This window comes from Sphaerisporangium fuscum (assembly GCF_018531465.1).
Classification (GTDB): Bacteria; Actinomycetota; Actinomycetes; order Streptosporangiales; family Streptosporangiaceae; genus Sphaerisporangium; species Sphaerisporangium fuscum.
In genome coordinates this window covers 66,449-79,744 of record NZ_JAHDTF010000031.1, presented here as the reverse complement: position 1 = coordinate 79,744, position 13,296 = coordinate 66,449, and the positions used below count along the sequence as shown (strand labels likewise).

The window sequence follows — 13,296 nt, the reverse complement described above, 5'->3', positions numbered from 1 at the left end:
GCGAGTTCCTATGCCTGGAACATGACGGTCTATCTCGTCGCCATGGTGATCGCGGAAGTCCGCCGATCAAGCCCTGGTTCACCAAGGATCGTGAGCCGACGTCCGGCGATGCTCGATACGCCGGGCCCGGGCAAGTGGCCTCCCTGGCGGCGATCAACCGCGCCACGGCGCCGGGCAATCGGGAGCTTGTGTAGCTTCCGGTGCCGGGCGTCGATGCCAGGCCTGTCCCTGGCGCGCTCGGCCTCGGCGCGCGCCTGGCGGGCCTGCCGTTCGGCGGCGATGCGCGCCTCGCGGTCGGCGCGGGCCTGCTCCTGGTCGGCGGCGGCGCGGTGCTCGGCCGTCTCGGCCCCGGCGTTCGGCGTCGGTGGCCTCGGCGGTGGCCTCGGCGGCCTCGCGTTCGAGGTCGGCGTTGCGGCGTAGCAGCTCCTCCCGCAGTTCGTTCAGCACGTTCAGCTCGGCGGTGACGCCGGTGAGCAGTTGCTGCAGCGCGGGGGCGTGGCCGGTGGTGAGCTCGGCGAGCTGGGCCGCCCGCGCGGCGAGCGTGGTCTCCGATCGCTTCTGGCGCGCGTTGCTGGCGGCGTTGGTGCACCGGCGGCTGCAGTACTTGCCGGGCCGGGCGGTGCCCTTGGGCGGCACGGGCTTGGACGGGCACGAGGGATCCACTGTCATCGTTGGCCTCAACTGGCTTCGCCTGCTGCGCGGTGCGGCCTGGCGACGCGCCGCCGCGATCAACGCAGCGGCCGGACGCTGATCGCCTCGACCGCCAGAGGAGGCATCCCCTTTACGCCCAGGAAGCTCACCAGCCGCATCACATGACGGTGGCCCGCTGCCGCCGGAGTCAGCGAACGAACAGGCCGGCGACCGTCTACCTGCGAAAATGCTTGCCATAGTCGCTGTCATCGACTGCGGACGAGGGCGAGCATCTCATCCACTGAACCGGCCGGATCGCTGATGGGAAACTGCACCGCCCGGATGATCGCGTCGGGGTCGACCAACAGGGTGAGGCGCTTGAAGCGGTCGACGCCGGCCGTCCGGAAGGTCGGCAGCAGCAGCCCAGCGGCGAGTCTGCTGTCTTGGTCCGACAGGAGGGGATAGGACAACCTCGCGTGCGTGACGAAGGCGGCCAACTGGTCGGGTCGCTGGGTGCTCACGCCTCGGATCGTGGCACCTGCCGCTTCGAAGTCGGCACACCGCGACGCGTAGGTGAGAGCCTCCAAAGTGCAACCCTTCGCCCCTGGGATGTCGGCCCAACCGGGCGGGTAGTCCTGAGTGCCCGGGGCGAAGGCGCCGGGGAAGAAGTAGAGCACAGTCCAGACGCCGCCCGGCGCGTTGGGCGCGACCGGCTCGCCGTCATGTCGCTCCAGCACGACATCCGGCATTTTCCGGTTGACCAGCTCGTGCACGCGACGGCTCTCGGCGGACCCGTGCTCGCTGGTCGCGGTCAGCGCCCCATCGCCCATCACATGTCTGGTGCCCCAATCTTGCAGGGCGATGAGCGCCGGCAGCAGGGCTTCGCCCTTCGTGGTCAGCACGTAGTCGTAGCGCGGCGGGCGATCGGAATAGGGCCGCCTCTCGAGCACCCCGTGTTCGACGAGTCTGGTCAGGCGCTCGGCCAGAGCTCGACGGCTGACGCCGAGCTCACGCTGAAGGCTGTCGAAGCGGGTGGTACCGCCCGCGATGTCCCGCACTAGCAGGAACGTCCACCAGTCGCCGATCACTCCGAGCGCTTGGGCGATACCGCAGTCGGAGTCGGGTAGATCGGCGCGCTTCACGTACTCCACTATAGTGCGTTCCATTCTGGAACTTACCCGAGGAGAGGCGCTGGGATGGGAATCGACAGTGGAGGTGGGGCGGGCGTCTTCTGGCGGTGGTGGACGGCCGGCACGACGAGCGCGGTCGGCTCGGCGGTAAGCGCAGTGGCGCTGCCGCTGACGGCCCTGACGGTGCTCGACGCCTCCGCCTTCGAGATGGGCATGATCGCCGCCGCTGGTTACGTCGCCTGGATCGTGATAGGCCTGCCCGCCGGGGTGGTGGTGCAGCGACTCCCCATGCGAAGGGTTCAGGTCGGCGCCGACGTGGCCCGCGCGGCGGCGGTCATCTCCATCCCGCTGGCCTGGTGGCTGGACCGGCTGACGGTCGCCCAGCTGGTGATCGTGGCCCTCGTGATCAGCTTCGCGAACGTCATCTTCGACGTCGCCAACTCGACCTTCCTGCCCTCGATCGTGAGCAAGGAGCAGTTGCAGTCCCGTAACAGCCTGACGTCCGGCACCCACGCCACTACTCAGCTCGCTGGGCCGTCGATCGGCGGTCTCATCGTCCAGGCGCTCGGCGCGGTGCCCACCCTCCTGGTCGACGCGGCCGGCTACCTTGTCTCAGCCCTGCTGCTGTGGACCCTGCCCGAACGCCGCGCAGAGGCCCCCGACCGCTGGCCACCGGTGCGCGCGATGATCCGCGAAGGCTGGAATTTCGTCGTGCACCACCCAGTCATGGGTCCGTGCATGTGGGCCGCCACCGCGGCCAACACGGTCTGCGGGGCACAGCACGCGCTCTACGCGCTGTACCTCGTACGCGAGCTGCACGCCGAGCCCGGCCTGGTCGGCCTGCTGCTAGCGGCGGACGGCGTCGGCACGCTGATCGGCGCGGCCTTGACGAACAGGATCACGGCCACGCTCGGCACCGCCAGGACCCTCATTGTCGCCGGCTTCATCGCAGTTGCCGGGGCGCTCGTTGTTCCCCTCGGCACCGGCTGGCAAGGCTTCGCCGCTTTCGCTGCCGGCAACGTGGTATTCGCCGCCGGCGTCGTGGTGCTCAGTGTGGTCACCCGCACGTACCGGCAGATCGCCAGCCCGCCCGACCTGCTGCCTCGGGTGATGGCCACGGTCCGCTTCGTCTCCTGGGGCGCGATCCCGATCGGCGGGTTGATCGCCGGAGTGATCGCCGGGGTGCTCAGCGGCCGGGTCACCCTGATGATCTTTGTCGTCGCGGCCATCTGCATACCGCTGGTCCTGCTGGCCTCACCGATCCGGCACCTGCGCGATCTCACTGACTATCAGCAGAGCGAAGGATCCACCGGCTCGGCACCGCATCTGCGGCAGCTCATCTCTGAAGCCCCAGCAGACACGTCCAACCTCTAAGTGAACTCCCGCCTGTCAACGGCCGGTGATCCGCCGCACGATCGCAGCACCGGCGCCCGCTCGGCCACCGTGGCATGGAAGCCGTGCTTGGTCAGCCGGTAAGCCAGGGTCTGCCCGGCGATGCTCGCCCCCGAAATCAGAACCTTCTTCATCGTTTCCGCTCCAGGGTGTTGTTGATGCCGTACTCAGTCGGTGCCATGTGCGGGGCTTCGTGGCATGGCCACCACCATCCGGCGGGGTCCGCCGTCCGCGCGCACACGCTCAGCAAGCGCGTCGACGTCACCCCACTCGGCGTGCTCGTGGTCCAGCGGGGCGAGCCTGCCGCCCGCGAGCAGGTCCAGCAGATAGGCCAGGTCGGGTCCGAAGCGGTCGCCCGCCCCGAATCCCTCGATAGTCCGGCGCGATCCGACCATCTGGTAGGGCGCGAACGTGCTCGGCTCTCCCGAGCCGGCGCCCACCTGCTGGATCATGCCGCCCTCGGCGAGCAGGTCGAAGGCCTGGGCCAGCAGTGGCCCGCCGACCACGTCGATCACGCCGTGCACCGGCGCGGGCACTTGGTCGAGCCCGGTGACCACGTCATCGGCGCCCAAGGCCAGGAGCCGGTCACGACCGCCGGGGTCGCGCACCGCGGCGATCACGTGCGCGCCGGCGAGCCGCCCGAGCTGGATGGCGAAGTGCCCGACCGCGCCGGCGGCCCCTGTGATCAACAGGCGGCGCCCGGTCAACGCGCCCAGCCGTCGTACGGCTCTCAGCGCGCTCACCCCGGGTACCAGCAGAGTGGTGGCCTGACCCGGGTCGACCTGGTCTGGCACGACCGCCAGCTCATGCGCGGGTACAGCACGCAGCTGCGCCCAGGCGTTTCCGGTCATGAGTGTGGCCACTCGGGTGCCGGGTGCGGGGCCGGTGCCATCCTGGGCCGCTTGCCGTACCACGCCGACGGCGTCGAAGCCCGGGATGCTTCCTGCGGGCAGCGTGGCCGCGTGGTCGAGGTTGCGGGCCAGCAGGGTGAACCGCTCCACCTCGACCACGATCTCTCCGTGCTGCGGCACCGGTTCCGGCGCCTGGCCGAGCCGCACGCCCGCAGGGGCGCCTGGATCGCTGAGCAATGCTTGCACGGGGTCTCCCTGAGCTCATAGGCTAACTGAAATAAGCATTCCAGTTAATGATATGGAACGGGCATTTCAGATGTCAACCACTGAACAACCCCGCCGGGCCGACGCCATACGCAACCGCCGCCTGGCCCTGGACGCCGCCAAGCTACTGCTCGCCCAGCCCGGAGCCACCGTCACCGTGGAGGCCATCGCCCGCCAAGCCGGATTGGGCGCCGCGACGATCGTGCGTGCCTTCGGCACCAAGGACGCACTCATCGACACGGCCGTGAGCGATCTGCTCAAACCGCTCATTCAGCGGGGGACTCAGGCAATGACCGAAGCCGACCCGGCCGTGGCTCTGCGCGGGTTCCTGCTGGAGCTGATCGATTTTCAGGCGGCACACTGGATCATGAGCGAGCAACTCACCCGGCTTCAGGTGCCCTTGACAACCGCGCGCCGGGCCGAGCTCAGCGAGATCCTCATCGGACTGATCCGCCGGGCGCGCGAGGCCGGAGCGATCAGGAGCGATATCGACCCGGGCATTCTCCCGCTGGTGCTGGGCGAGACCACCTACGCGATCGCCCGCTCGAACGGGGCCTCCTCAGACCTTGCGAGCAGCTTTGTCACGGTCATCATGGACGGCCTCCGCCCGCCAAGCTGATCGTCCAGGAATCCGGCCACGCCTGCCACCCCAGTCACGAAGGCGAGCTGGTGACCGGGGCCGTCGCCAAGCGCAGGAACTCCCGCAGCAACATCCGCCCCGCCGCAGCCAGTGGAAGACGACGCCCCCGATCTCGTCCCTGTCACCGGCGACGGACGGCGACCACTGGTCTAACGCCCCGTGCGGATCAGCACAGGTCAGCGCTGCGTCGGTGGCTCCGTCAATGGCTCGGTTCTCTCTCGGTCCGGGTGGTGGCGCGCCTGGCTGCTCAGCGGCACAGGAACCTGCCGGGTACTCCGTCATGGCGAAGTACCCGGCGTCGACGACCCGCCGATCCGGCCCGCAACAAGGATGTCTGTCGTCCTCGTCTTACCATGGCGTACTCCTCCTGCTGTCGAGGAACGCGAAGGGCGTCGCTTCCTGGAAGTCTTCCGGCGCCGGCCGTCGAGTTGCCCCCGGTACGAGGGCATTGCGGTCTGCTGGTGCCGTCGCCCTTGCCGCCGAGTTCGGCGCGCAGAGCCTTCAGCTCGGCTCTGTCCTCCTCGGCCTGCGTCTCAGCGCGGGCCGCGCAGGCCGAGGCCTCCTCAGCGTGGGCGGTGACCGCGGCGATCTGATCCTTGTAGGCGGCGGTGAGCGCGGCCACCTGCCGCTCGGCGTCGGTGCGGCCGCGGTCAGTTCCGGGCCGGTAAGTCCGGCCCGTCCTCAGCCTCCCGGTCGTCGGTGCCCAGGACGGTGTCAGCCCGGCCATGGGCCCGTCCTTCGGCCGCGAAGGTGGCCACGAGGTCTCCGGGTATGAGGTTCTTCTTGGTCGATGAACCCTCTATCGGAGACCTCGCTGGTTGTCCGGTCGCGACACGCGGTCATATCGCGAACTTCGAGGCAGGCCCTAAGTGGCGTTTGATCCTGGGAGGCCGCTCGAGACGGTTCCGTCGAGGTCGTGGATGGGGACGGCGACGGAGCGCTGACCGCTGGTGTGTGTGTCGGGGGGTGCGGGCCGGTCATGGCATCACGACGAGTCGCCTGCCTTTGAGGTCGGTTCGCTGCCAGGCGGTCTCGATGTCGCTCAGCGGGACCTTCTCCACGTCGAAGGTGAGCTCGCCGGACCGGGTCCACGTCACGATCTGCTGGTACACCTCGTCCATGGTCTGCGGGTCGAGGCCCTTGGCGGCGCCGTAGATCTCCATGCCGGAGGTGCGCAGGCTCGACCCGGCGAGGGTGAGCTCGGTGCCGGCCGACTCGCCGATCTGGACCACCCGGGTCGGCTTGCCGAACGCGAACGACCGCGGCACCAGCGCGCGCAGCAGGATCTCGCTGGGCCTGCGCCACAGGTAGTCCACGACGACGTCGTAGCCGTCCCCCTGGCGTCGAGGTACGCCTGCGCCAGCGCCTCGTCGGAGACCGCGGTGTTGATCACCGTGTCGGCCCCGATGGCCTGTACCTCGCGCAACTGGTTGTCGTCGCGGCCGGTGGCGACGATTCGGCCGGCGCCCAGCAGCCGGGCCACCTTGACCGCGAGCCGCCCGGCGACCCCGGTGGCGCCCTGCACCAGCACCGTCTCCCCGGGAACGAACCCCGCGGCCGTCTTCATGGACATCGCGGTGATGGCCGAGGTCATCACGGTCATCACGGCCGGGTCGATGCCGTCGGGGATCGGCACGTAGGAGCCCTGGGGCACCACGGCCTTTTCGGCGAGAGCGCCATAGGGCAGGCGGATGTTGCCGAACCCGACGAGGGTGCCGTCTGGGAGGGCGCCGATGCCGTCGAAGGCAGGGATCGCCGGAAAGTGGCCGATGTGCTTCTCGCTGGCGTAGTGCGTGCCGGCCGCGATCGCCTTGTCGACGTTCTCGACGGCGACCGCTTTGACGTCGATGATCACCTCGCCGTCGCCGGCGACAGGGTCGGGGAAGTCCTCATAGCGCGGAACGCCGCCGGCCTCGTGGAGCACCGCTGCCTTCATCCCGGTTCCTGACCTAACAGGCGGGCGATCCGCGTCTGCCAGGCCGCCAGGGCGCGAGGCGGACGGGCCGGAGAGTGGTTGAACCCGTGGTGATGCGAACGGTGGTGCGGGAGCGAGTGCCGCCACCCATGAGCGTGGCGGACCTGGCCCTGGTGCGCGGCCGGCCGCTCGGTGTGCGCGGGAACCCCCGGAATGCGATGGGTCGCCCAGTGCAGCAGGTCGCGGAGCGAGTGCCGGTGTCTCATCGTTGCCTCCTCTGGCACTCTCTATCACTGATAGAGGACTCTATCACTGATAGAGTACGGAGGGGAGGTGCCGGAATTGGCTCTGGACAAGCAGCGGATCGTCACCGAGGCCGTCGCGCTGCTGGACGCCGAGGGTCTCGACGGCGTGACCACGCGCAAACTGGCCGCCCGGCTCGGCGTACAGTCGCCGACCCTTTACTGGCACATCCCGAACAAGGCGGCGCTGGTCACCGCGATCGCCGAGGCGATTCTCGAGCAGCAGTTCCCCGAGCTGGCGTCGCCCGCGCCGGAGGAGTGCTGGCAGGACTGGCTGGTCGGCCTGGCCGAGCGGCTGCGGCGCGCGCTCCTGGCCCATCCGGATGGAGCCCGGATCATCGCGGCCTCCCAACTGTCCTTCAAGATGGCCGCCATCTCCGAACTGGCGATGAGCACACTAGTCGGGCGCGGTATTCCCCTGCGGCGGGCTCGCCTGATCGTGTTGACGGTGTTGCGCTTCACCGTCGGCTACGTCCTGGAGGAACAGGCCGGGCGCCCCGACGCGGACGCCCTGGACGGCTTCGACATGGCCGCGTACGCCGCGGCGTACCCCACCGTGACGGCCGGCGTGACAGAGTACTTCCAGCCTGGCCGCACCGTCGACGATCTGTTCCGAGATTGTCTAACACAGATCATCCATGGCCCTGCGGCGCAGTCCGGCCCCACGTCCTGACCAGTCAGCCGTGGCACGAGCGCCGCGAGTCGCCCGTCGAAGCCGGGCGGCCTCCGGACGAGCCGCGTCGGCGGCGGTTGGCCTGCTGGGCACGTGGCTCGGGAATCGTATGGCAGATCCTGCGGCGCCGCAGGTAGAAGCGGTCGGCGCGAAAACTGTAGGCCTCATCAGCGGTCAGGTGATCGGGCCGGGACCGCGGCCGTAGAGCTTCGGATGGCCTGGATCAGGGCGACGGTGGCCGGTGGGTCGGGTGGGTCGCCGTAGGTGACGGCGTAGAGGCGGCGGGTGAAGGCGGTCAGCTCGGTGGCGTGGATGTCGGGCCGGGGGTGCGCCTGGAGGGCGAGTCCCGGCAGGGTGGTGACGCCTTTGCCGGCGGCGACGAGGGCCTGGACGACCATGTCGTCGCTGAGCGAGGCGATGCGCGGGGTGAAGCCCTGCTGGCGGCACACGTTGATCAGTTCGTTCTGGCATCGTTCACAGCCGCCGATCCAGGGGGAGTGGCGGTGGTTGGCGAGGCTGTCGTCAGGTTGGCGGCTGATGAGGTAGATCGGGTCGTCGCCGACGTGGACGAGGCGGAAGCCCTCGTCCTCCTCATCGACGGGGGCGTCGGCGTACCGAACAGTCTTCCTGTAAGCGCAGGTCAGGCCCTACTTCGTGGGAATCACAGCCGGAACTACGAGTAGTACCCCATACAGGGCCGAGAGGGTTCCCTTGTACTCGATCGCTGCGACCGGCGGGTTGATCGGGAGCAGGCGGGCCTTCTTCAGGTTGTTGTAGGTGTCCAGGTGGCGGGCCCGGACCTGAGGCCATTGCAGGCGTGGGAGCGTCTCCAGATCGACGCGAGGGGTTGTCATGGGTCACATGTAGCAGCTCACACCGACACTCGTGGACTGTATGCGACTGATCCACTACGCAACCCGGACTCGAACACTATGTCGTTTTCACACGGGCGGGACTGCGGCTGCGGGATGATGCGGCGTGCCGATCCCACCTCCGTCGACAGGAGCCGACATGACGCCCCGTGCAGCCCGTGGTCACACCCGCCGTTTCACGATCGCCGGCGCAGAGGGTCACCTGATCACCTCCGCCGCAGACAACGGCTCGCTCGGCCATGTGGTCGTGCACCTCGGCAAACACGGGTCCACGCTGCACGGGATGACAGACGCCCTGTCCAAGATGATCAACCTTGGCCTCACGCACAACGTTCCTCTCGCCGAGATCGCCGCCGACCTGATCGGGATGGCCTACGAGCCGCGTGGCCTGACCAACGACCCCGACATCCGTATCGCCCAATCGATCACGGACTACGTCGGGCGGCGGTTGGCACTGGACTACCTGCCGTACGCCGAGCGTGCCCCGCTCGGCCTGCTGACCAGATAGCGGGTGAAGACGCCCCGCGGCCCGCGGGAGGGCGCATGTGCGATCGGCCTTGAGATGGGCGGGTGGTGCGCGCCGATTCGCCACTGCGGCCCGCATCGGCGAGCACCTCTGCGGTGGCCGTTCTCGGCGAGGGCAGGCCGAGCTTGCGGCCGGCAGGCCGGTGGTGTCGTCCACGGTGATGCCTTCGCTGGTCAGCGGCACGTCATCGCGATCGTCGTCAACGTCGCGCCGACCGCGTGACGCGGGGTTGATCAGCCGAGGACGAGTGGGAGTGTTGCGGCCAGCTCGCCCAGGTCGGCCTTCTCCGCCTCCGAGGGGGCGCGCCGTCCGGTGCCGACCAGCAGCGCGTCCTTGTCGGAGAACGACGCGGGGAACGCGGCGCCGGCGATCTTCTCCAGCATCTCGCGGGACCGGGCGAGCCCCTGCGCGGGCGGCTGCGCCGCGTCCGGCAGGTGGGCGACCAGGTCGAGGTGGTGCAGCGTCCACTCAAGGACGTAGGCGCCGAGGTAGTCGCCGGCGGTGAGGACCTCCCCGCGGGTGCCGACCCGAAGGCCCGGGTCGGCGAGGTCGGCGGCGCGGCCGGCGGCGGAGCCGACGTCGTCGAGGTGGAACTTCAGCAGCCAGGGTTCCTGGTAGGCGGCGGCCAGCCGGACGATCAGCGCGTCGAGCGGGTCCTGGCCGGTCGGCGGTGTCGCGGTGACGTCCCAGTAGGTCACCGCGTCGCGGGTCGGTTCGGTGTCGGCCGGGGTCACCAGGGTGATCAGTACGTCCTGGGCGTCGATGACCAGATGGCACACCAGGTCCCGTACGAGCCAGCCGGCGCAGCCGGACGGCCTGGCGAAATCTTCGTCCGGCAGTTCGGCGACCGCCGCGCGCAGCGCCGTCCACGAGTGTGAGAAGAGGGTCACATCGGCAAGGTAGAGCGGTGCCCCGCGGGGCGACAAGCGGGTTTCGGCGGTCGCTGGTGCGGCCCGCCGATGTCGGGGGACACGTCGAGCGGCCGGAGCGACGCGGGTGGATGGGTGCCGCGGGGTGCGCCTGCTGCCCGACGCCCAGGTCGCCCGCGACCTGCGGCACGACTCGGGGGCTGTCGGCCCTCGAGTCCGACGTGCTGTCGAACTTGGCCGCCGGCGGGTCACCGAAGAGGAGTTCCCCGGCCCGCCAAACCGGACGAAAACGGTCAAGGTGGTTGACGTGCGGGTGGCCTCCGTCTACTGGGGATCATGTTGACCTTCGCGCTGGCGGCACTGCGGCCGGACCATACCATCCACGATGAGTGAAGGCCTCTCAGCTCAGCCTGATGAACCTTCGGTTCGCGTGAACTCTGGGGAATCGAGGGGTGCCACCGGAATACGGCAGAAACGGGCCGCGCTCTTGATCACTGATCGTTAGACTCCTGGGGTTCGCGCTGGTTGGTGGCGATTTCGGGGGTTCGGGTGGCGTCGATCGACCGGACGGCGTATCCGAGGTTCGCGCGGGCGGTGTCGGCCAGGGAGCCGGCGGGTGTTCTGGGGACACAGTCGATCTCCGGACCCGGGAACAGGCGGTGGCCGAGGGGCCACGCCGTGAAACAAGGAGTGGGCCATGTCCAAATCAGTGCTCGACATGTCGATGTCCCTCGACGGGTACATCGCCGATCCCAACGACTTCCTCGGCGGCAACGATGGCGAGCGGCTGCACAAGTGGGCTGACTCGGACCAGCATCCCGGGCCGGTCAAGCAGTTCCAAGACGAATGGAACGGGGCTGGTGCGATCCTCGCGGGACGGCGGACCGCTGAGCTCATGGACCACTGGGGCGGCTCTCACGGCGGTCTCCCGATCTTCGTTCCCAGCCACCGGCCGCCCAGCCCGGCCGCCAGGTGGGGCTATCCACTGGTGACCTACGTGAACGACGGGATCGAAAGCGCGATGGCGCAGGCGAAGGCCGCCGCCGGGGAACGGGACGTCCAGATTCGTGGCGGCGCGTACACGGTGCAGCAGGCCCTCGAGGCCGGAGTACTGGATGAAGTGCAGATCCACCACATTCCAGTACTCCTGGGCGCAGGGCGCCGGTTGTTCGACGTCCTGTCGTCGGAGATCGAGTTGGAGATCATTCAGGTGCTCGACACGCCCGAGGCCACCCACATCCGCTACCGCGTCCGCCGCTGAGCCGATCGGCCACGGACCGGGCTGGGCGTTACTGGGCCTTCCCCCAAGGTGTGGACACTGCAGTTCCAAGGTGCTGATGACGACGTCCTGGGCGGCGACCGCTCCGACCTTGGCGAGCAAGCCGGCCGCAGGCCGGAACGGCGAAAAGGCGTTTCCGTCCCCCCCGGAAGCGAGACCACCGCCGTACGGATTTGCCTGCATTCCACGTACCTCGAGGGCCCGGGGCGGGTGCCTCATCGCCATTTGCGATTGTTCAAACCAGCGAAGAGGCGAAGACTTTGGGCGCATTTTCGGCCGGAATTTCCCTGCCCCCTGTACTGACATGACCGGCATGTCGGGCCTGGTGATACGGCAGGCCGTCTTGGAGAGACCCGTTGTTCGCATTGTTCAGGAATTGATTGTTTGTTCGCGTGTGCATCGGCGGACTGGCGCGTATCTCCTCATTCAGCGATGGTGGCAATCGATCGGGCATCGTTCCCGGTCGCATTCGGTGTTCCGATTCCGGAATCGTCGTGCGCGGCGATAGGCGCCGGATGACCCGTCCAACAGAAGGGTTCGCTCTATGGAGAAGCGGTATGCCGCCATGGTCGTGGGCACGGTGACGATCGTCTCCTCGTTGCTCGCGGCACCCGTCGCGCAGGCGTCGTCATCGGGGGCGGCCTCCCTCGCCGTTTCGGGGGGAGGTTGCTACAAGCACTCCACCAACCTCCGCCTCCCCGGCTGGGACATCGGGGACTGCATCAGCAACCGGGGTACGCAGACCCAGGTGTACCCGGACATGTACATCAACACCGTCGACCGGATACCGGGTAACTGCTTGGTCGTGCTGTATGCGATAGACCGGACGATCCACCGGACGGCCCGGAGCCAGCAGTTCCCCTGCGCCACCGGGCACTACGAAATACCGCACTTCAACGCCACGCCCGGTCACGCCTACGCGACGCAGGCCACAGTGTTCGGGACCGACACGAATGGGGATGCGGACTCCTGGGGGTTCGACCTGAGCCCTGAACTGCGCTTCTGACGCTCGGGGACGGCACGTCTTTCGGTGCCCCATGCCGGACACATGCCGTCCCCGACTCCCCGCCGGGTCATCAGGCATCTTTTGGCGCCCGGCGACACCCATGGCGCCTGTCGACCACCTCGCCGGACGTGGCCGACACGTCTCATGCGGTGGCTGAAGAGCCGGTGACAGCAGGTGGGGTGGGTGTGGCGTGGGCAGGTACGAGTCGCAAGGTGGCCGCTTCGCCTCCACCTGGTCTGAACTGCCAGCCCGCAGGCCACACGTTGGGCCCTGCCGGGTTCAGCACGGACACCTCGGAGAATCTCAGTTGTCCGTGGAAGATCGCTTCTCAGCACGCTGCACTGGGGACATGAGGAGCCCCCTCCGTCCAGCTCCCGAACCAGACGCCTGCTCGGAAAACGGTTCGGCGGAACGAGACGTCGCCGTGGAAGATCGCCACGTCGAAGCGAACATTCCCGTGGAAGTCCGTCTCAAGAAAGTAGACGTCGCTGTGGAACTCGGCTTCGGGGAAACGTGCCTGCCCCCCTGTGAACACGGTGGCCGACAGATTCACTGAGCCATGGAAGACGGCCCCGTCGAAGAACGCCCCCGCGTCGATGACGGCGTTGTGGAAGAAGAACCCGCTATGGAAAACCGCACGTTCCAAGCTCAGAGCGCAAGACCACCGGTACGTCGATCCCCGTCGCCCGCATCGCCTGGCACACGTCGCGGCCGGAGGTAGCGACCCTCGGCGTCGCCGAACTCTGCGAGCACCCGGGCGCCGAGGACCGGTCCCTGACTTTGTCGGTGAGGCACGACAGCGTTTGTTGATCGAGGCCGACAGCGCTTCGCGCAGTCACCTGGCTATGTTGACGCGTTTCGACAGCATCCTTCGCACGGGCCGGGGAGCCGGGCTCACGTCCGTCTCCCCGGATAGCTGCCGCTCGTACCGGCGGTGAAGTAATCGA

The 13,296-nt window shown here is 68.5% G+C and carries 17 protein-coding genes and 1 pseudogene; 8 read left to right on the top strand and 10 right to left on the bottom strand.

Annotation, left to right across the window (positions count from 1 at the left end; translation table 11 throughout):
• Window positions 1-153: 153 nt before the first annotated feature.
• On the bottom strand, window positions 154-669 hold the full coding sequence (locus KIK05_RS34715) for a hypothetical protein (protein WP_214415074.1): 516 nt from the start codon (window positions 667-669) through the stop codon (window positions 154-156).
• Window positions 670-896: 227 nt separating this feature from the next.
• Window positions 897-1,772, bottom strand: coding sequence for a winged helix-turn-helix transcriptional regulator (locus KIK05_RS34710; protein WP_214415073.1), 876 nt, complete (start codon window positions 1,770-1,772; stop codon window positions 897-899).
• A gap of 54 nt (window positions 1,773-1,826) precedes the next feature.
• Here KIK05_RS34710 and KIK05_RS34705 point away from each other — a divergent pair, with 54 nt between their 5' ends.
• Window positions 1,827-3,134 carry an MFS transporter gene (locus tag KIK05_RS34705; protein ID WP_214415072.1) on the top strand — a complete coding sequence of 436 codons (1,308 nt, stop codon included), beginning with the start codon at window positions 1,827-1,829 and terminating at the stop codon, window positions 3,132-3,134.
• Here KIK05_RS34705 and KIK05_RS34700 read toward each other — a convergent pair.
• Window positions 3,131-3,286 carry an NAD(P)-binding protein gene (locus tag KIK05_RS34700; protein ID WP_214415071.1) on the bottom strand — a complete coding sequence of 52 codons (156 nt, stop codon included), beginning with the start codon at window positions 3,284-3,286 and terminating at the stop codon, window positions 3,131-3,133. The genes KIK05_RS34705 and KIK05_RS34700 overlap by 4 nt on opposite strands.
• Window positions 3,287-3,319: 33 nt before the next feature.
• Window positions 3,320-4,249, bottom strand: coding sequence for a zinc-binding dehydrogenase (locus KIK05_RS34695; RefSeq protein WP_214415070.1), 930 nt, complete (start codon window positions 4,247-4,249; stop codon window positions 3,320-3,322).
• Window positions 4,250-4,319: 70 nt separating this feature from the next.
• On the opposite strand from KIK05_RS34695, the gene KIK05_RS34690 reads away from it, so the two are divergent.
• Window positions 4,320-4,886 (top strand): TetR/AcrR family transcriptional regulator, encoded by a 567-nt coding sequence (locus KIK05_RS34690; RefSeq protein WP_214415069.1) that lies wholly within the window; start codon window positions 4,320-4,322, stop codon window positions 4,884-4,886.
• Between the two features lie 998 nt (window positions 4,887-5,884).
• On the opposite strand, the gene KIK05_RS34685 is transcribed toward KIK05_RS34690, so the two are convergent.
• Window positions 5,885-6,223: a hypothetical protein gene (locus KIK05_RS34685; protein ID WP_214415068.1), complete on the bottom strand. Its 339-nt coding sequence runs from the start codon at window positions 6,221-6,223 to the stop codon at window positions 5,885-5,887.
• A gap of 129 nt (window positions 6,224-6,352) precedes the next feature.
• On the opposite strand from KIK05_RS34685, the gene KIK05_RS34680 reads away from it, so the two are divergent.
• Both KIK05_RS34680 and KIK05_RS34675 read left to right on the top strand, forming a co-directional pair.
• Entirely contained in the window at window positions 6,353-6,547 is a 195-nt protein-coding gene (locus KIK05_RS34680) for a hypothetical protein (protein WP_214415067.1), read from the top strand.
• A 122-nt stretch (window positions 6,548-6,669) separates the two neighbouring features.
• Complete coding sequence (locus KIK05_RS34675) at window positions 6,670-6,855, top strand: hypothetical protein (RefSeq protein ID WP_214415066.1); 186 nt, start codon at window positions 6,670-6,672, stop codon at window positions 6,853-6,855.
• Here KIK05_RS34675 and KIK05_RS34670 read toward each other — a convergent pair.
• Window positions 6,840-7,088, bottom strand: coding sequence for a hypothetical protein (locus tag KIK05_RS34670; RefSeq protein WP_214415065.1), 249 nt, complete (start codon window positions 7,086-7,088; stop codon window positions 6,840-6,842). The genes KIK05_RS34675 and KIK05_RS34670 overlap by 16 nt on opposite strands.
• Window positions 7,089-7,164: 76 nt before the next feature.
• On the opposite strand from KIK05_RS34670, the gene KIK05_RS34665 reads away from it, so the two are divergent.
• Entirely contained in the window at window positions 7,165-7,797 is a 633-nt protein-coding gene (locus KIK05_RS34665) for a TetR/AcrR family transcriptional regulator C-terminal domain-containing protein (RefSeq protein ID WP_214415064.1), read from the top strand.
• Window positions 7,798-7,837: 40 nt separating this feature from the next.
• Here KIK05_RS34665 and KIK05_RS34660 read toward each other — a convergent pair.
• Window positions 7,838-7,999: pseudogene (locus KIK05_RS34660) on the bottom strand (IS5/IS1182 family transposase); the annotation flags it as partial.
• Window positions 7,965-8,441, bottom strand: a complete 477-nt coding sequence (locus tag KIK05_RS34655; protein WP_214415131.1) for a LysR substrate-binding domain-containing protein — start codon at window positions 8,439-8,441, stop codon at window positions 7,965-7,967. The gene KIK05_RS34655 and the pseudogene KIK05_RS34660, both read right to left, overlap by 35 nt.
• 367 nt (window positions 8,442-8,808) lie before the next feature.
• Between KIK05_RS34655 and KIK05_RS34650 the strand changes: the two genes are divergently transcribed.
• Window positions 8,809-9,177: a TSCPD domain-containing protein gene (locus KIK05_RS34650; protein WP_214415063.1), complete on the top strand. Its 369-nt coding sequence runs from the start codon at window positions 8,809-8,811 to the stop codon at window positions 9,175-9,177.
• 251 nt (window positions 9,178-9,428) lie between these two features.
• On the opposite strand, the gene KIK05_RS34645 is transcribed toward KIK05_RS34650, so the two are convergent.
• The gene (locus tag KIK05_RS34645; protein ID WP_214415062.1) at window positions 9,429-10,085 is read right to left on the bottom strand and encodes a maleylpyruvate isomerase N-terminal domain-containing protein; all 657 of its coding nucleotides are present in this window, start codon (window positions 10,083-10,085) and stop codon (window positions 9,429-9,431) included.
• Between the two features lie 676 nt (window positions 10,086-10,761).
• On the opposite strand from KIK05_RS34645, the gene KIK05_RS34640 reads away from it, so the two are divergent.
• Both KIK05_RS34640 and KIK05_RS34635 read left to right on the top strand, forming a co-directional pair.
• The gene (locus KIK05_RS34640; RefSeq protein WP_214415061.1) at window positions 10,762-11,325 is read left to right on the top strand and encodes a dihydrofolate reductase family protein; all 564 of its coding nucleotides are present in this window, start codon (window positions 10,762-10,764) and stop codon (window positions 11,323-11,325) included.
• 562 nt (window positions 11,326-11,887) lie between these two features.
• The gene (locus KIK05_RS34635) at window positions 11,888-12,349 is read left to right on the top strand and encodes a hypothetical protein (protein WP_214415060.1); all 462 of its coding nucleotides are present in this window, start codon (window positions 11,888-11,890) and stop codon (window positions 12,347-12,349) included.
• Window positions 12,350-12,677: 328 nt separating this feature from the next.
• Here KIK05_RS34635 and KIK05_RS34630 read toward each other — a convergent pair whose 3' ends face one another.
• Window positions 12,678-12,995: a pentapeptide repeat-containing protein gene (locus KIK05_RS34630; protein ID WP_214415059.1), complete on the bottom strand. Its 318-nt coding sequence runs from the start codon at window positions 12,993-12,995 to the stop codon at window positions 12,678-12,680.
• Window positions 12,996-13,296 lie beyond the last annotated feature (301 nt).